Source organism: Halobacillus sp. A1-3, assembly GCF_050971765.1.
Lineage (GTDB): Bacteria > Bacillota > Bacilli > Bacillales > Halobacillaceae > Halobacillus > Halobacillus mangrovi_B.
Genome location: NZ_JBPCEO010000001.1, coordinates 1 through 16,878 on the forward strand (window position 1 = coordinate 1; position 16,878 = coordinate 16,878).

Below are 16,878 nucleotides of genomic sequence, written 5' to 3' on the forward strand. Positions count from 1 at the left end.
TTTAGCCTCACTCTAAATGCTGAAACCAGGTGGGTTTGAGAGGTTAATGACAGCTGGGATGGCTGGGAAATGACGAGGCTCCCGTGGGAGAAGGACCTAGACGAGACCCCACAGAGAGCGAAGCGAACGAGGAGGCTCGGCAGTTCCCCCACAGGAAAGCGAGTTATTTTCCAGCCATCCCTAACACTATTACATATACAAACCCACGATATCTCGGAATCGAATCTTCCAGAATACTGCTATATAGTTGAATAAAAAAACCGCAAGAGAAACTCTTGCGGTTGATGATTATGCCTGACCTTGTTCTTTCGACTCTTTTTTAGGGGAGAAGAACCATCCGGCAGCTGCAATAGCTACTAGTACGGCATAGAATATAATTTTCCATAACGCCGAATGAGCAAAATCCTCACTTAGAATATGAACATTCGGGTGAGCAAGTGTAGCCACGACTAACTTCACACCAACCCAGCCGACGATTACGAAAGCAGCGATCTCCAGCCCAGGTCTAGAATGCAAGATTCTCACAAAGAAGTTCGCTGCGAAACGCATGATAATAATACCAATCATACCCCCAGCAAGAATAACACCAAATTTACCTCCATCAAGGCTTCCTACCTCAGGGAGACCTGTATCAGGGAGAGCTACGGCCAGGGCAACAGCAGCAAGGATCGAGTCTACAGCAAATGCAAGGTCAGCAAGTTCAACCTTAAGGACAGTCGCCCAGAACCCTTTGCCCCGCTCTGGTTCAGCTGAATCATCGGTCTCTTTCTCATCGTCTTCCTCATTCTTCGATTTCCATTTATCATATAAGTGTTTTCCTGAGATGAATAATAGGTAAGCAGCGCCTAGCGCCTGCACCTGCCATACATCTACGAGGAAGGAAATAACAAATAATGACCCAAAACGAAGTAAAAATGCACCAAACAAGCCATAAAACAGAGCTTTTTTCCTTTTCTTCTCTGGAAGGTGCTTGACCATGATGGCTAGCACAAGCGCATTGTCAGCGGCCAATATTCCTTCCAGACCGACTAATACAAGTAGAACCCATCCGTATTCTATCAGTAATTGTGCATCCACGATTCTTCTCTCCTTCTTCAACAAAAAATGGTCCCTACCATAGTGGTAAAGACCAATAAAATAGACCTTTACCACTGTGGGTAAAGGTCTCGCTAACAACGTTCGTTGCCAATAAAGCCGGGGAATTATCCCGAAGTGACGACTTTATTGTCCAGCTACTCCCCTTTAGGAATGCTAAATTCTATCCCAATCTTAGCACGCAACTACTTTTTGTCAACGGGTCAACGCCCACTTCAATCGAATATACCTTAGTATGATGACTTAAGTTCTTCGTTATTCATTAATGGAAGTTTACCCTTGAAGCGCAATCCTAAACGGAAATAATTCCCCCTTCATAATTCCTTTCTTTACGGCCGGTTCCTCGCCCATCAGTCGCTCTGCTTGTTGAGCGTTGTCAGCGTGGAATATCACAATACCAAATTGGCTTACATCCTCATTCGTTGTTCTTCCAGCCATCACTACTTTGCCTGCTTCTGTCCAGCTCTTTAAGTGGTGAAAGTGTTCAGACACTACCTTTTCGTCGTCCTCCGTCCAATTTTCTTCCTTAAGCAAACGTTTGATTAGGGTGAGTCTATACAAATATTCCATAAAACCCTCCTCTTATTTAGCTTTTTCTGCAAAAAGACGAGAAATTTCTACAATAACATTCGTTGCTTTTTCCATATTATCTAAGGAGATATATTCGTATTTTCCATGAAAGTTCTCTCCCCCTGTGAAAAGATTAGGAGTAGGCAGTCCCATGTAAGATAACTGTGACCCATCCGTTCCGCCGCGAACCGGCTTCACAAGAGGTGCAATATTCAAATTTTCCATCGCTTCATGAGCGATGTCTATGATCTGCCTTACCGGTTTAATTTTATCTCCCATGTTGTAATATTGATCATTTATCTCAATACTCACACGCTCTTTACCATACTTTTCTTGAAGCCTTTTAGTCAGTGACTGCATTGCTTTCTTCTTGCCAGTGAATTTTGCTTTATCATGATCTCGAACTAAATAGACTAGTGAAGCTTTTTCTACATCACCTTTAAATGAATGGAGATGGTAAAACCCTTCATATTTTTCCGTATGTTCCGGTGCTTCCTCAACAGGAAGCTGCTGTTGAAAGTCAATCGCCATTTTTACGGCGTTGACCATTTTCCCTTTCGCCGTTCCTGGATGTACACTATTCCCATAGAAGTCTACTTTGGCCGTTGCCGCGTTAAAACTCTCAAATTGCAGCTCTCCTAATGGTCCCCCGTCGACGGTATAAGCATAGGATGCTCCAAATTTGTCCACATTGAACTTATGAGGACCGCGTCCAATTTCTTCATCTGGGGTAAACGCTACTCTGATTTTTCCATGTTTGATTTCGGGGTGCTGAATTAAGTAATTCATCGCTGTCATAATTTCGGTTATTCCTGCTTTATTATCAGCGCCCAGCAATGTCGTACCATCTGACGTGACCAAAGTATGACCTTTATATTCTTCTAGTTCAGGAAAGTCTTTAGGTGATAGCACCACATCTTCATTTAAGTTGATGTCTCCCCCCTCATAGTTCTCAACTACTTGCGGATTGACATTATTCCCAGTGAAGTCAGTCGCTGTATCTACATGGGCTAAGAATCCTATAACAGGTACATCTTTCTCTGTATTAGAAGGAAGTGTAGCCATCACATACGCATTCTCATCAATCGTAACCTCTTCCATTCCTATTCCCTTCAGCTCTGATACCAGTTTTTCAGCTAGTTCCCACTGGCCAGTTGTGGATGGTGTTGTCTCACTAAACTCATTCGATTGTGTATCGATCGTGACATAAGATTTAAATCTCTTCAAAAGCTCATTTTTCATAGTGTACTCCCCCTCGAATTATGTACAAATCTATATTCAGTTTATAAATCATTCATTTTAAAGTAAATCTGTTGATTGAAATTGGGTGATTAGCTATTCTTGAATTATTGCTTATTCTAAAGGAATTTCAGTTGAAAGTATCGAATAACATTTAGGTAATCATTCTATCTACATAAAGGTGTGACACGTTTGATTCATAAAAAATGGTTCCAAACCCTAGTAGCCGGGATCTTAGCTTCCCTGCTCATTCTTTTATTGCACGAAATTCACTTCTTTTTTGCTCCTTTCTTCACTTATCTTGGGGCAATTGCCCTTCCGTTGATTGGAGGGGGAATATTATTTTACATCTCAAGACCTGTTCTTCACTTCCTAGAGAACTATAAAATTCCTAGGCTGTTAGCGATTTTGATTATATTCCTATTGTTTATTTTTGTAGGTTTTCTAATCACCCAATTCATTGCACCAATTGCCCAGCAGCAGTTTTCAAGATTAGTCAATAATATGCCACGGATGATAGACATGCTGACCGAAACCGTTACTTACTGGCAGCAAAATCAAGATATCATTCCTAGCCAGTTCGATAGCACAATACAAAACGTTATCCAAAACCTGCAATCCTATCTTCAGGATGCGTCCATGATTATTATCAATGTGATTAGTCAGTTAATTGGTTTTGTCTTTGCCCTAGTATTGATTCCGTTTTTCCTATTCTTCATGTTGAAAGATGGAGATAAGCTCGTTCCTTTCATCACACAATTTTTGAGTAAACGAAAAGCTAAGAGTTTTAAAAAATTAGCTCACTCCGTTGATCATACGCTGAATTCCTTTATACTTGGGCAAATGACCGTCAGTATAGTGGTGGGGCTGCTGCTTCTTATCGGCTACCTCATTATCCATTTAGAATACTCGTTAACGCTTGCGTTGTTTGCTATGTTTATGAACGTGATTCCTTTTGTTGGTCCATTTCTTGCGGTCATCCCTGCTATCCTTGTCGCCTTCTTCCAGGACCCTGTCTTAGTCGTTTGGGTTGCCGTAATCATGGTGGTCGCTCAACAAATCGAAGGAAATTTCGTCTCCCCAAACGTTATGGGAAAAGCATTGAACATTCACCCTTTAACGATTATCACACTAATTTTGGCAGCTGGGAGCTTAGCAGGATTTTTAGGCTTGATCTTCGCTATACCCGCCTATGCTGTTATAAAAGCGATCGTTAGTCACTTTTACCATGAATGGCTGGACAGAAAAGACGCAGCCGATATTAAATAATTGTAGTATCTTGAAGGACCCGCTATGATTTTCATAGCGGGTTCATTTTTTTATTTACAATAAGGAGGTTCATAGAATGTCCCAGCCTTTGCCAAAACTTTGGACTTGGCCCTTTATATTCCTGATTTTAGCGAACTTATTCACCTTTATGAGCTTCCAAATGCTCCTTCCAAACCTTCCTCCCTACATAGAATCTATTGGGGGAAGCAGTCTGCAAATCGGATTGATTACGACAACCTTTGCTTTTGCTGCTATATTCGCCCTTTCATTGGCCATTTGTTAATGACAAAACCGAGAAAGTTATTGGTTATGATCGGATCGATATCTTTGCTGATTATGACTGCTCTGTATCCGGTTACCCAAATAGTAGTCATTCTCTTAATTATCCGCTTTATTCACGGTATCGCATGGGGATGGTCAACAACTGTCAATGGAACTGCGGCCGTTGATTTAGTTCCAAGAAGACGGGTCGGTGAAGGGATGGGATATTTCGGGTTATCGGTCACTGTGGGGATGATCATGGCACCTAGTTTAGGTATTTATCTTTATCAAAACTATTCCTTCAATCTTCTTGTTTGGATTGCTGTAGCATTAGGGGGTGTGGCAATTGTCTTGTTTTCCGTCACAAGTTTCGTCACTCCTGACAGTGTTTATCAAAATCAAAATAATCCACCGAAATTTTCTTTCTTCGGTTCTTTAATTGAGCAAAAAAGTCGTTACCCTGCTCTTGTCACGTTCCTTAACACCTTCGGATATGGAGCCGTTGTGACGTATATTGTTATCTTTGGAAACGAACAGGGTTTATCAGGAACCTTCCTTTTCTACTTTTTCAATGCGGTTTTTGCAACGATCTCCAGGCCTTTGACGGGTAAATATTTTGATAAAAAAGGTCCGTGGAAACTGATTATGGTCTGTTCTCTGATATCTTTCATCGCGATGTGGATTCTATCTCTTGCCGGTTCAAACCTTCACTTGATTATCGCTGGAGCACTGTTCGGTATTGGCTTCGGATCTATGATGCCTGCCCTGCAAGCCTGGGTGATTTCCAAAACTACAACGGAAAGAAGTGGGATTGCAAACGGGATGTACTACTCGTCCATTGATTTAGGCATTGGTTCCAGTGCCTTCATCCTCGGATTCATTTATAACTTTGTCAACACAGCTACTCTTTTCAAGTTATCGAGTATTATGTTTTTAGCTGTCTTAGTCCTTACTTTTTTCGATTATAGAAAACAATCAGAACCATGGACAGGCACATAAGAAACACCCGTATCAGCCTTGATACGGGTGTTCCTATAGAGTAAAGCTACCACTTCTATGAAGCGTTATTCACCTGCAGCTTTTATTTCTTCTTGGAGCTTGTCTAAGATTTGACCATCTACTGTAGAGACGTCACTACGATAAAAGTCACGAACAGGCATAGCTTTTTCTTTAAACATTTTGCGCTGTTCTTCTGTCAGCTCTACAATTTCAGTTGGATTTTCATCGTCATTTTTAATTTGTTCCAACCATTTTTCATTTTGAGCCTTTTGCTCCTCAAATACCCATTCCTGCATTTCAGTGACTGTTTCATCTACCATGGTTTTCATCTCATCATTTAAACCTTCATACCAGTCTGTATTTACTGTCGTCATGGCAACATAGTTGTTGTGGTTAGAAATCGTCATATAATCTTGGACTTCATAGAAAGAAGCGTCACCGATGAAGAAAATAGGGTTTTCTTGACCTTCTACTGTTCCACGGTCAAGCGCTGTATAAAGCTCTGACCAACTCATCGGCGTAGGATCTGCGCCATAGGCTTTATAGGACTCCAAAATCAATGGAGAGGTTTGTGTACGCATTTTGAAGTTTTGGAAATCAGCTGGTTCTGAAATTTCTTTGCTGGACGTCCATTGCATAGCTCCCTCTGTCCAGTAGGATAAAGGTGAAATACTATGCTCTTCATATTTAGCACGTAAATCTTTATTCAGTGCTTCACTATCATTCAAAATTTGTTGTGTTTTTTCTACACTATCCGGGAAAAGGAAGTGTAAAGCAAAGATTTGGCCTTCTTTCACCATATTACCTGTAAAACCTGGTGACATAACTGCCATTTCTACCGCTCCATTTTGAAGCTGCTCTACTTGGTCGGTTTCACTTCCTAGGCCGCCGAATTCATAAACTTCAATGTTTACAGCTCCATCTGACTTTTCTTTCATTCGTTTAGCAAATTCTTCAGCGTATTCATATTGAACTTGTCCATCCACTTCTTCAGTTACAAATTTCCAGTTATATGTCTGTCCCTCACTGCCTCCTGCGTTTTCATCACCGTTACCGCCCCCGCAAGCAGCTAAAACAATACTTACTACAAACAACATAGCTACAGTCAGTAAACTCTTTTTCTTTAAAATTGTAATGACCTCCCAATTTTTTATATAGAATTCCGCTTACAATAACACAAGCGAAAGTTCTTCAAAGAATATAAGAAGTATAGAAATCGCCACCAGCATAATAATGTACGGCGGTGTTCCTTTGATAACTTCCAAATAAGGTTTGTTGAACACGGCACTTGCTGTGAAGATATCAACTCCAAATGGCGGAGTCGCTGAACCTAACGCCGCCTGGAAAGTAATCACTACTCCTAAATGTACAGGGTCAATGCCTGCCCCCATGGCCGCGGGATAGAAAATCGGTGTCAAAACGAGTATGACTACAATCGGATCTACAAACATACATCCGATAAAGAAGAATATTGTTACCATCAACAATACATAGACAGCACTTGGATCCGTACCTAATACTGTCTCTGTAATCATCTGGGGAATTCGAGCAAATGAAATTACCCACGTAAAAGCCTGACCGCCGGCTACTAATACGAAGACAGCAGACGTCACAAGTCCTGTAGAACGTGCGATCTTTGGCAATTCTTTAAGGTGGATAGAACGATAAATGACTACTTCTAAGATAAACGCATAAAGCACAGACATACCCGCAGCCTCTGTTGGACTGAAGATACCTGTATAGATTCCCCCAATAATAATGATAGGAAAACCAAGAGGAAGAAGAGCCTTCCTTGTCATCTTCATCCGCTCGCTCCAAGAAGCTTTTTTTGCCAGTGGAATATCTTTCGTCTTAGCATAAATCACACTATAAATCGCAAAGCTTAAAAATACGATAATCCCAGGTATGATTCCAGCAATGAAAAGATCCCCTACTGAAGTTCCTGACACCAATCCGTAGATGATCATTCCAATACTTGGTGGAACCAGCAGGGCTACATCACTGGAATTAATAATAAGAGCGATAGCCGTCGGATCTTTATACCCGATTTTCAAAAGTCTTTCTCTCATTGGTTTACCAATAGCTACGACCGTAGCCTGAGTAGAACCGGAAATAGCCCCGAAAAGAGTACAGGCAGCAGCTGTTGTTACCGCATATCCTCCTCGGACATGCCCGATGAATGAGCCAATGAAATCCAATAGACGATTTGAGGTCTTCCCTGTTGTCATAATATCTGCTGCAAAGATAAACAAGGGTACAGCTAATAGTACATACGGTTCTATTCCTGTGGAAAATTGCTGCATTAATATCATGGGGTCCAAATTCGGAAAATACATGAATAATACAATTAACGGCGCCGCCATCAGCGGTATCATCATTGGAAAATTCAAAAGTAGAAGGACCACCATGATTGTCAATAGAGTGGCAACCATATTGTTATCCTTTCTGCATCTTTATTTTTGTTTGGTTATAAATGTGTTCCTTCATGAACTTCATGCTTCGTTTGATCGTTATAATCTTTCGCATCGGTTCCAAGGTAGACTTCATTCCGATCTTTAATATTGATCCACATATTTCTTAGGAATTGGATGCCTCCCAAGAGAAAACCAATAGGAATGAAAATGTACAAGTAATAAGCCGGCATCTGTAACGCAGATGTTACCCGTCCTGACTCATATACATCATAGACATATAATGCTGAAAAGTAAGTAAGTACAAATAAAACGATAGCTGTTACTAGGGGGATGAAGATAGCGAGAATTTTACGCACCTTGAATGGTGCTAGATCATAAAAAGCCGACATACTAATATGCCGTCCTTTCCTAGCTGCGTAACTAATCCCCATAAATGTAGCCACAACAATGGCAATTTGACTGACCTCATCTGCAAATGGCGGTGAATAGTTAAAAAGTGCACGGCTGAGAGCTTTTCCTACCACCATCAATGCGATAATAATAACAGCGTAACTAAGTATAAATTCTTCTATTTTTAATATTAATTTGTCTAAGCCTTTTAATAGATTCAAATAATTACGCCTCCTGTTCTATTCTAAAAGCTGAAAAAGCCTAGTTACTTAAAATCATATCGAACCTTTGACCTACCCACAAATGATACTAGACAGAAAATTGAGTCTCTTTACAGGATATTTGCTTCTCTCGAAGAATTGAGCAGGAATATCAGCCATTTCGTATAAATACCATCATGCAAGCAGCAAATACTCTATATTTGTTTATTCAGCTTTCTGAACTTGATTCTTTTGAATCAAAATGATAAACCAATGAATTCCCGATCCATTTGTAGCCGATTTTTTTATAGATAGAATTGGAGGTTGGATTACTTAAATCAGTGTAGAGAGCGCAGTACTCACACCCTTGATCTAGAAGTTTCTTAGTGAGCGCCCATACGACTTGGGAAGCGTAGCCTTTTCTCTTGTGCAGATCTGGAGTATAAACACCATTGATCGTTGCACCATTCGGAGTTTTCCGCGCACGATTTGCCATCGAAACAGGCTCTCCGTTCACTAGCCAAAGATGCGCTCTCTGTGTCCCTACCATATCTTGAGCAAGCTCCTCAGCCTGTTTACTAATAAGACGCTCGTTCGTTTCTACACCGAACCTTTCCAGCCAATCTGTGATTAAAGGGATATGAGCATGTTCTGCAATGACTAGCTTCCCTTCTTGAGAGAGAATCGGCTGCAATTCATCAAGACGGAAAATCCCCTGCCTCATATGAAGCCTTGCTACTAATGGTGGATCCAGTCGCTTCCATGCTTCTATAAACCAATGGACCGCCTGTTCTTCTCCAAGCACACCAGGTACATCATAGTTATGATCAAAAAGGTAGCGGACTAAACATTGAATATGCTTAGCAGCTACACTTTCCACAGAGGGAAGAATCCATAAGTGAGGAGGTGTGCACATTCCAAGGTAAACAGGGAGACCATCCTCTTCAATATGTAATAAATAGGCCTCTTCATCAGTAGTGTTCTCAATCATCCGTTGAAGGATACCTATGGGCAGGTTATTTTCTGCCTCCCTGTCTATCAATAGCCCTTCCACTGTTTCATAAAATTGCTTTCCATCACTTTGCTTTATAACTCTCATACACGTTACCCCTCCCCTGGGAAAATGAACCTGGACTAAATGAATTAATAGACAAATAGGAAAATTACTACTATTATACGTCCTTGACACACCTTCTACAATAAAAGAAAGGAGTGAGCTCTATGACAAAAAAGGAAATCCAAGATCAAATTACCTTTCTAAAATCTGACTATGTAAGAATACAAGGGGACTTAGATAAGCTTGAGGCTAATGGAGCCAATGTGTCCAACGCAGAAGCCCAGCTTGAGCGAATCGAAAACGAGCTAAAAGAATTGAACAAGCAGCTAGCTGAAAGAAAGTAAAAAGAGCTTGGACCATAATGAACAGCGCCTGAAACAATGGATATAATTGGACGTGCTGCGCTTATCCTAAAATAAAAAACCCGAACGATGGGAAAGTCTTATCATAAGAATTCACCATCATTCGGGTTTTAAAATGGCTAAAACACTTCTGGCCCAGCCTTTTTTTCAATCATTTATTTTTTTTAGGATCTTTTCTTTGTTCCTCAAGTTTTTCCTGAATTCTCTCAAATTCCTTACTTGGAGGTGTTAGGGAGACGACAACATCTCCATTCTCTGCTCTCAGATCTACTTCAGAACTGTAAAATTCGATTTTTCCTGTAGGTTTCTTTATGAAAAGTAGAAGAGCATGATCATCAATATTTTCGAGATATTTCTTATACGTATATTGTTCTGTAATATTGGTCTTTCGGAAGACATAGCCATTTTCAACCATGTCATTTAGTTCTTCCCACGAAGCACCTTCCTTGAAAAGAACACGTCCACCAATAGTATGAACGAGCCCTTCAAGATTGTCTCCTTCCCTGTTGCTTAAGCTTAGCTGGAAAAGGTTGTTACGCCCAAATTCAGGTACGAACGTGGTACATACTAGAGCATTATAAGAATCCAATTCCGTAGCAGCAATTAAATATTCGTACGGTGTCATATCAAGATAGTATTCCGTCTGCTCAGACAATATTTCACCGTGGTAGGATTTGATTCCTGTAGAACGTGCCTTCGATAATCGCTCCCATGAGGAATCTGCAATGAGCACAGGTACTTTCAACTCTTCTAATACTTTTGCTACCCCTGTAGAAAAGGGACTGCCACCAGAAATTAAGACGCCTGGAGGACCTTCCATAGAAAGTCCAAGCTTCTTTGAAAGCCATCCAATAGAAAAACCGTGTGCCACAACCGTTGTGAACACTAGCGCAAAAGTGATGGAAATTAAAATCGAAGCATCTTCGAACCCCGAATCAAGGAGTATACTGGAAAAATAACTAGCAACAGTAAGCGCTACAATTCCTCTAGGCGCAATCCACCCAACTAATAACTTCTCTGATTTTGATAAATCCGTCCCCCATGTCGATATAAAAATCGATAATGGACGAACGATGAAAAGCATCAATAATACAAATCCAATCGTTTGTATGTTGAAAATCTCCACTAAGGTTTCTTGCGTGAGAGAAGCTGTTAACATAACAAAGATCGTTGATATTAATAATAAGGAAATGTTTTCCTTGAAATGCCTCATATCGGCAATCGATGAGATATGCATATTCGCAAGCGTCATCCCCATAGCCGTAACAGATAAAAGTCCTGTTTCATGGGTAACTTCATCTGCAATTGTGAAACAAGCAATCACGACAGTGAAAACTACCGGTGATTTGAGAAACTCCGGAACGTATCCTGTTTCGAACATCCAGCCAACACCTTTACCACACGCTAGCCCCAGCAACACAGCAAAGACCGAAGCCAGGAAGAACGTAAACAAGGCAGATGGATTTACATCCGTTCCAAGGATAAATTCGATGATTTCAAAAGCAAATACAGCAAGTAACGCCCCGATGGGATCAACAATGATCCCTTCCCATTTTAATATTTTTGCTGGACGAGGCTTTAATTTTGCCTGTCTTAAAAGAGGCAATATGACGGTCGGACCCGTTACAATAAAAAGTCCACCTATGACAAAAGCTACAGCCCATGACAGTCCTGCAACATAGTGGGCCGCCAGTGCACCAAGAATCCAGCTTAAAAAAGCACCTATTGTGACGATACGAAAAACAGGACGTCCAAGCCCTCTCACTTCTTTAAAGTCCAAATTCAAGCTGCCCTCAAAAAGGATGACAGCAACGGCTAGTGAAATGATGGGTTTATATAAATCTCCAAAATCTTCTTCAGGATTCATTATTCCAAGTACGGGACCAGCAAGCAAACCTACAATGGACATGACGACGATGGCAGGTAAACGAAAACGCCAGGCCACCCATTGAGATCCGACTCCTAATATCCCAATCAACATGAATTGGAGTAACAGCGAATCAACCATGTATTGTATCCCTCATCTCAAAAGGTTATATTCTTCCGATGTTAAATGATATAGCCATATTCTATAACCCGACTTATCATCTGTAAACTATATTGTATTATGCTTAGACATTTCCAAAATTTATATCATTAGTTGTAAGCGTTTACTTATATGGCAATCATAACCTTTAAAATATTCTAAAAAAGGATTGACATAATTTTTCGACATTGATAACATTACTGCGGTGAATAGAAAAAAAGAAAGAATTATGTCGAATTATTGGATATTTCAGCCATTGGACCATACCGCTCATCCTTGGATAGGAGAGCTTTTTTTACGCATATTATAGACACCAAGAGGAGGCTTACTATGAAGTCAAGAGACACCTTATTTATCGGTTTCACGCTATTTGCTTTGTTTTTCGGAGCTGGCAACTTAATCTATCCGGTATCATTAGGAATTGAATCCGGAACGTCTTATGTTGCTGCCATTTCGGGCTTTGTCCTTACTGGGGTTGGTCTTCCCATCATCACTGTTGCTGCAATTTCATTAGTTAAAAATGGAGCGATACAATTAGCCGGAAGAGTTCATCCATTGTTTGGTTTATATTTCACCGCAATGGTTTATTTAGTCATTGGCCCGTTCTTTGCTATTCCCAGAGCGGCTAACGTTGCGTTTGAAACAGGAGTCGTGCCCTTTTTAAATGGATCACCTTTGACCTTATTCATTTATTCCATTATATTCTTCGCCTTAGTTTTCTTGGTAAGTCTGAATCCGTCCAAGCTTGTGGATCGCATCGGTCAGTTTTTAACTCCTGCCTTGTTCCTGGCTATTCTTGGTCTTGTGATTGGAAGCTTCTTTCTATTGGACGGTCCCATCCAGAGTCCTGGTGAAAAGTATGCAAGTCAGCCATTCTTCGCGGGCTTTATTGAAGGTTACTTGACGATGGATGCTATAGCTTCCTTGGCTTTTGGAATCATTGTGGTTACATCGTTCCGTGACAGAGGCGTTACAAACCCTAAAGAATTGACGATCCGAACGCTTAAAGCAGGACTTGTAACAGCTGTTGGGCTAGCAAGCGTCTATGTAGCTATCGGCTGGATTGGTGCCAAGATGGCTACAGAAGGAAATTTTGCTAATGGAAGTGCCATCCTATCAGGAGCTGCGCAGCTTATGTACGGACAGCCAGGTACGCTCCTACTAGGAGTTATTGTAGCACTCGCTTGCTTTACAACCTGTGTAGGGTTGACTGTTGCCTGTGGACAGTTCTTTTCTAAACGAATCTCAGGTCTTTCATATAAGGTAGTAATCACTGTTGTTACCCTTATAAGTCTTGGAATTTCGAATATTGGCTTAAACCAGATTATTGCTTATTCTGTACCCGTTCTTGTCTTTGTTTATCCAATTACAATCGTTTTAGTTGCTCTTACCTTCATGGGAGGTCTGTTTAACCACTCTCGATATGTTTATAGAGGTGCTGTGATTTTCACATCATTCGTGGCACTATATGATGGACTTGCCGCTTTTGGTATGGACATGTCAGGCATCACTCCTTGGATTAGTCAGCTACCGTTCTTTGATTTAAACTTAAGCTGGATCGCTCCCGCAATAATCGGAGGCTTACTCGGAGCTCTTATTCAATTTATTAAAGGGCAGACATCCGCTTCAGAAAGCTATCAGAATTAAAAAAGATCCCCCACGGATTATCGCAATCTGTGGGGGATCTTGCTTCATTAGTTGTCAAGTAAAGTTACACTTACTTTCACATCCAGGTTTTGCCCTCCACCGCGGTAAACACCTTGCAGCGGACTCACATCAGCATAATCTCTACCTGTTCCGATACGAATATGCTGCTCAAGCGCTTCAACGTTGTTCGTCGGATCCAAGCCTACCCAGCCTATGCCGGGAACCATCACTTCCACCCAGGCATGGGTCGCGGCATCCCCGATCAACGCGGAATCTTCCCCAACATATAGATATCCACTAACATACCGGGCAGGGATCCCTTTTGACCTTAATACTCCAATCATAATGTGAGCGTAATCTTGACAAACCCCTCCTTTTAACGGCCATGACTCGTATGCTTTTGTATTCACATGCGTTATACCTGTATTATAGATAATCGATTGATTAATATAGGCCATCAAGTCGATGGAAAACTGAATCGGGTCTGAAGGGTCTCCCACAGCATTCACGATCTCTTCAATTTGTTCTTTATATAAGAAGGTGTACGGAGTTTCATTTAAATAAGCTAAATAATGATGCTTAAACAGCTCTGAATGAAAGATGTTAAGCATCTCTTCAGAGGTATGAATCATTCGGATGAATGGGCTCTTTTGAATACTTACCGTCGAAATGGTTCTTACTGTTAAATGTTCGTGTTTTTCTGGAATAAAAAACGTTTCAACATGGTTTCCCCATAGGTCGATATGCTCTTTAATCAGTGAATTTGGACTAATTTCAGTCCGGTAGGCCAATAACCTTTGACACTCATCTGTACGCGGTTTCAAGCGAATGTGATTCATGCTTTGATCAACAAAGTTTTCGTAATAAAAAGTATTGGTATGTTCAATTTGAAATTTCATTCCATTTCCCCCTGATGTCTGTGTTCACTTGGCATGGACTGGTTCAATTAAGTAGTAAGTTTCTGAGAACATTCGACTTACGGTATGACAGCGATCTTGGAAATGATCCAAGAATCTCATTAACTCTTCCATATTCATTTCATCAATATTCGTTTCACTTATTTCATCCTGAACCAATTTCAACATTTGGAACAAATCCTCAGAGTAATGAGAGACCTTTCCAGACTCCAGGTTGTGAATTGCTTCAAGCACATGGTTCATACAATAGCGGATCGATCTCGGGAACGTGGCTTCTTTGATTAAAAAATTTAAGACGTTCCTCGACTCCATCGTTGGAGGATTTTCTTTAATGTAAGCATCGTACCCATTTAAGTACTGCAAAGCAGTAAGCCAATAATAGTAATTGTCTGTGTGATGTACAGCTTCTTTACGGTTCTTTTCGCAAATGACGTTTAATACTCTAGCCGTTTTTTCTGCACGCTCTACCCATTTTCCAACTTTTATAAAAGAATAGGGAATGCCGCGGCTCATTGTTGATTCGATAACACCCTGGGCTGACATTGAAGTTCTAATTACTTTTTTCAAATAATCCTGGGTATGCTGTCTTGTATTCGCCATCTCCTGCCAGTCCTTTTGGGCTAGATGGAACTCATTTAGTACTTCCCAAAGCTCGTGCGGAATGATGTCACGAGTGGATCTGGCATTCTCCCTTGCATACACCATACTATTCATAAGAGAATTCATATTTAATGGACTGATCGTTAAGTATTGGATGATTGCATCTCTGTCCAAGCGCTCGTAACGGTCCAGGTACTCGGCTTCTGAAGCACAAATCTCCAATACCTCCGCCCAATCGCGGTCCACAATCTCCTGATCAGATGCTTCCAGCATATGAATCAGCTGAACACTAAGTACTCTTGAATTGTTCTCCGCACGTTCAATGTTTCGTGCCATCCAATATAACGAGTCGGCTACTCTACTAAGCATTCGGTTGTCCTCCTTCACTCAATATCCATGTATCCTTGCCGCCCCCGCCTTGGGAAGAGTTTACGACTAAGGAACCTTCCTTCAATGCAACCCTGGATAAACCACCAGGCAGCACGTTCGTGTAATCTCCGCTCATTGCAAAAACACGCAAGTCGACATGGCAAGGATAGAAACGTCCATCTTGGTAAGCAGGTGCTCTTGAAAGCTTAATAGTGGGCTGGGCAATGTATTGATGTGGTTTTTCTATGATTTTTCTTCTGAATTCATTCCTTAAGTCTTCATCAGATTGAGGTCCGATCAACATGTCATACCCACCGGAAGCCCCTACGTTTTTTACGACGAGTTCTTCCAAGTTCTCAAGCACGTATTCAAGTTTTTCAGGATCACTTAAGAAGTAAGTTTCTACATTTGGAATAATCGGCTCTTCATCCAAATAAAAACGAATCATGTCTGGCACGTAAACGTACATAGCCTTATCATCGGCTACCCCATTTCCAATCCCATTCAAAATAGAAACGTTCCCTTTTTTATAAGCTCTTAATAAACCGGAAACTCCAAGCATGGAATCAGGACGGAAAGCTTCCGGATCGAGAAAGTCATCATCGATTCTCCTATAGATGATATCAACTCGTTTTAAACCGCGAATCGTTTTCATATAAACAACATCATCTTTTACAATCAAGTCTCTTCCTTCAACGAGTTCAATCCCCATCTGCTGAGCTAAGAATACATGATCATAGTAAGCGGAATTGTACATACCTGGTGTCAAAAGTACGGCAGTCGGTGTCTTGTGAGGATCTGCATTTTTTGGCACATGACTGATTAGTGCATTATGCAGTTCTGATAACTGATGTTCCAATGTCTCTATTGAATGCTGGAAAAACAATTCTGGGTATACTTGCCTCATTACATAACGGTTTTGAAAAACATAAGACATTCCTGAAGGGTTTCTCAGGTTATCTTCAAGAACGCGGTACTCCCCATTCTCATCTCTGATCAAGTCTACACCAGCTAAGAAGACGTGGTTATTTAATGGAATGTTCACCCCGCCAATTTGTTTATCGTAATAATAAGGGTTGTTCTCAATCAGTTCCCTTGGAATGATGCCTGCCTCAACAATTCTTTGCTCGTGGTACACGTCTTCGAGGAAATGATTGAGGGCACTGATACGCTGCTGAATTCCCTTTTCGACCTTTTTCCATTGTTGTTTCGGTATGATAATCGGAACAAAGTCAAAAGGCATCGTACGTTCAGTTCCACCTGTATGATTATACACGGTGAAAGTAATTCCCTGGCGAAGAAAGTTCAGTTGTGCTGTTTCATGCTTTTCTTTTAGTTCTTGGTCAGAAAATTGACCGATCAGCTGATGAAACCACTGGTAATGTGTCTTCGGTGCTCCTGTCTCTTCCATCATTTCGTCAAAAAAAGATCCTACTTCATAATTTTTAAGCACTCCATCTCCC

The 16,878-nt window shown here is 40.9% G+C and carries 16 protein-coding genes; 5 read left to right on the forward strand and 11 right to left on the reverse strand.

Annotated elements, in window-relative coordinates; all coding sequences use genetic code 11:
• Window positions 1-288: 288 nt before the first annotated feature.
• From ACRYKC_RS00005 to pepT, 3 genes are all read right to left on the reverse strand, one after another.
• Window positions 289-1,077, reverse strand: a complete 789-nt coding sequence (locus ACRYKC_RS00005; protein ID WP_433804595.1) for a TerC family protein — start codon at window positions 1,075-1,077, stop codon at window positions 289-291.
• Between the two features lie 291 nt (window positions 1,078-1,368).
• Window positions 1,369-1,665 carry a YciI family protein gene (locus tag ACRYKC_RS00010; protein WP_433804596.1) on the reverse strand — a complete coding sequence of 99 codons (297 nt, stop codon included), beginning with the start codon at window positions 1,663-1,665 and terminating at the stop codon, window positions 1,369-1,371.
• Window positions 1,666-1,677: 12 nt separating this feature from the next.
• Window positions 1,678-2,907: a peptidase T gene (gene pepT, locus ACRYKC_RS00015; protein WP_433804597.1), complete on the reverse strand. Its 1,230-nt coding sequence runs from the start codon at window positions 2,905-2,907 to the stop codon at window positions 1,678-1,680.
• 189 nt (window positions 2,908-3,096) lie between these two features.
• Between pepT and ACRYKC_RS00020 the strand changes: the two genes are divergently transcribed.
• The 3 genes from ACRYKC_RS00020 (at window position 3,097) to ACRYKC_RS00030 (ending at window position 5,433) form a co-directional block, all read left to right on the forward strand.
• A complete protein-coding gene (locus ACRYKC_RS00020; protein WP_433804598.1) occupies window positions 3,097-4,173 on the forward strand; it encodes an AI-2E family transporter in 1,077 nt (358 codons plus the stop codon).
• Window positions 4,174-4,249: 76 nt separating this feature from the next.
• Window positions 4,250-4,456 (forward strand): hypothetical protein, encoded by a 207-nt coding sequence (locus tag ACRYKC_RS00025; RefSeq protein ID WP_433804599.1) that lies wholly within the window; start codon window positions 4,250-4,252, stop codon window positions 4,454-4,456.
• A 26-nt stretch (window positions 4,457-4,482) separates the two neighbouring features.
• A complete protein-coding gene (locus tag ACRYKC_RS00030; protein ID WP_433804600.1) occupies window positions 4,483-5,433 on the forward strand; it encodes an MFS transporter in 951 nt (316 codons plus the stop codon).
• A 65-nt stretch (window positions 5,434-5,498) separates the two neighbouring features.
• On the opposite strand, the gene ACRYKC_RS00035 is transcribed toward ACRYKC_RS00030, so the two are convergent.
• From ACRYKC_RS00035 to ACRYKC_RS00050, 4 genes are all read right to left on the reverse strand, one after another.
• Entirely contained in the window at window positions 5,499-6,530 is a 1,032-nt protein-coding gene (locus ACRYKC_RS00035) for a DctP family TRAP transporter solute-binding subunit (protein ID WP_433804601.1), read from the reverse strand.
• A 69-nt stretch (window positions 6,531-6,599) separates the two neighbouring features.
• Window positions 6,600-7,865, reverse strand: coding sequence for a TRAP transporter large permease (locus ACRYKC_RS00040; RefSeq protein WP_433804602.1), 1,266 nt, complete (start codon window positions 7,863-7,865; stop codon window positions 6,600-6,602).
• 35 nt (window positions 7,866-7,900) lie between these two features.
• Window positions 7,901-8,458, reverse strand: coding sequence for a TRAP transporter small permease (locus ACRYKC_RS00045; RefSeq protein ID WP_433804603.1), 558 nt, complete (start codon window positions 8,456-8,458; stop codon window positions 7,901-7,903).
• Between the two features lie 208 nt (window positions 8,459-8,666).
• Window positions 8,667-9,536, reverse strand: coding sequence for a GNAT family N-acetyltransferase (locus tag ACRYKC_RS00050; protein ID WP_433804604.1), 870 nt, complete (start codon window positions 9,534-9,536; stop codon window positions 8,667-8,669).
• Between the two features lie 122 nt (window positions 9,537-9,658).
• Between ACRYKC_RS00050 and ACRYKC_RS00055 the strand changes: the two genes are divergently transcribed.
• Complete coding sequence (locus tag ACRYKC_RS00055) at window positions 9,659-9,838, forward strand: SE1832 family protein (RefSeq protein WP_433804605.1); 180 nt, start codon at window positions 9,659-9,661, stop codon at window positions 9,836-9,838.
• A 169-nt stretch (window positions 9,839-10,007) separates the two neighbouring features.
• Here ACRYKC_RS00055 and ACRYKC_RS00060 read toward each other — a convergent pair whose 3' ends face one another.
• On the reverse strand, window positions 10,008-11,864 hold the full coding sequence (locus ACRYKC_RS00060) for a cation:proton antiporter (protein ID WP_433804606.1): 1,857 nt from the start codon (window positions 11,862-11,864) through the stop codon (window positions 10,008-10,010).
• A 348-nt stretch (window positions 11,865-12,212) separates the two neighbouring features.
• On the opposite strand from ACRYKC_RS00060, the gene brnQ reads away from it, so the two are divergent.
• Window positions 12,213-13,529, forward strand: coding sequence for a branched-chain amino acid transport system II carrier protein (gene brnQ / locus ACRYKC_RS00065; protein ID WP_433804607.1), 1,317 nt, complete (start codon window positions 12,213-12,215; stop codon window positions 13,527-13,529).
• A gap of 47 nt (window positions 13,530-13,576) precedes the next feature.
• Here the strand turns inward: brnQ and ACRYKC_RS00070 are convergent, their stop codons facing one another.
• From ACRYKC_RS00070 to ACRYKC_RS00080, 3 genes are read right to left on the reverse strand one after another with little or no spacing between them, the layout of a single operon-like run.
• Window positions 13,577-14,428 carry a transglutaminase family protein gene (locus ACRYKC_RS00070; protein ID WP_433804608.1) on the reverse strand — a complete coding sequence of 284 codons (852 nt, stop codon included), beginning with the start codon at window positions 14,426-14,428 and terminating at the stop codon, window positions 13,577-13,579.
• 24 nt (window positions 14,429-14,452) lie between these two features.
• Window positions 14,453-15,415 (reverse strand): alpha-E domain-containing protein, encoded by a 963-nt coding sequence (locus ACRYKC_RS00075; RefSeq protein ID WP_433804609.1) that lies wholly within the window; start codon window positions 15,413-15,415, stop codon window positions 14,453-14,455.
• Window positions 15,408-16,868, reverse strand: coding sequence for a circularly permuted type 2 ATP-grasp protein (locus ACRYKC_RS00080; RefSeq protein WP_433804610.1), 1,461 nt, complete (start codon window positions 16,866-16,868; stop codon window positions 15,408-15,410). Before ACRYKC_RS00080 ends, ACRYKC_RS00075 begins: the two co-directional genes overlap by 8 nt.
• Between the last annotated feature and the right edge of the window lie 10 nt (window positions 16,869-16,878).

Bases quoted from the DNA above. Each gene is read 5' to 3' on its own strand.
- pepT (WP_433804597.1), bottom strand. From the start codon at position 2,907: ATGAAAAATGAGCTTTTGAAGAGATTTAAATCTTATGTCACGATCGAT.
- ACRYKC_RS00050 (WP_433804604.1), bottom strand. From the start codon at position 9,536: ATGAGAGTTATAAAGCAAAGTGATGGAAAGCAATTTTATGAAACAGTG.
- ACRYKC_RS00030 (WP_433804600.1), top strand. From the start codon at position 4,483: ATGATCGGATCGATATCTTTGCTGATTATGACTGCTCTGTATCCGGTT.
- ACRYKC_RS00040 (WP_433804602.1), bottom strand. From the start codon at position 7,865: ATGGTTGCCACTCTATTGACAATCATGGTGGTCCTTCTACTTTTGAAT.
- ACRYKC_RS00070 (WP_433804608.1), bottom strand. From the start codon at position 14,428: ATGAAATTTCAAATTGAACATACCAATACTTTTTATTACGAAAACTTT.
- ACRYKC_RS00055 (WP_433804605.1), top strand. From the start codon at position 9,659: ATGACAAAAAAGGAAATCCAAGATCAAATTACCTTTCTAAAATCTGAC.
- ACRYKC_RS00060 (WP_433804606.1), bottom strand. From the start codon at position 11,864: ATGGTTGATTCGCTGTTACTCCAATTCATGTTGATTGGGATATTAGGA.
- brnQ (WP_433804607.1), top strand. From the start codon at position 12,213: ATGAAGTCAAGAGACACCTTATTTATCGGTTTCACGCTATTTGCTTTG.
- ACRYKC_RS00025 (WP_433804599.1), top strand. From the start codon at position 4,250: ATGTCCCAGCCTTTGCCAAAACTTTGGACTTGGCCCTTTATATTCCTG.
- ACRYKC_RS00035 (WP_433804601.1), bottom strand. From the start codon at position 6,530: ATGTTGTTTGTAGTAAGTATTGTTTTAGCTGCTTGCGGGGGCGGTAAC.
- ACRYKC_RS00075 (WP_433804609.1), bottom strand. From the start codon at position 15,415: ATGCTTAGTAGAGTAGCCGACTCGTTATATTGGATGGCACGAAACATT.
- ACRYKC_RS00010 (WP_433804596.1), bottom strand. From the start codon at position 1,665: ATGGAATATTTGTATAGACTCACCCTAATCAAACGTTTGCTTAAGGAA.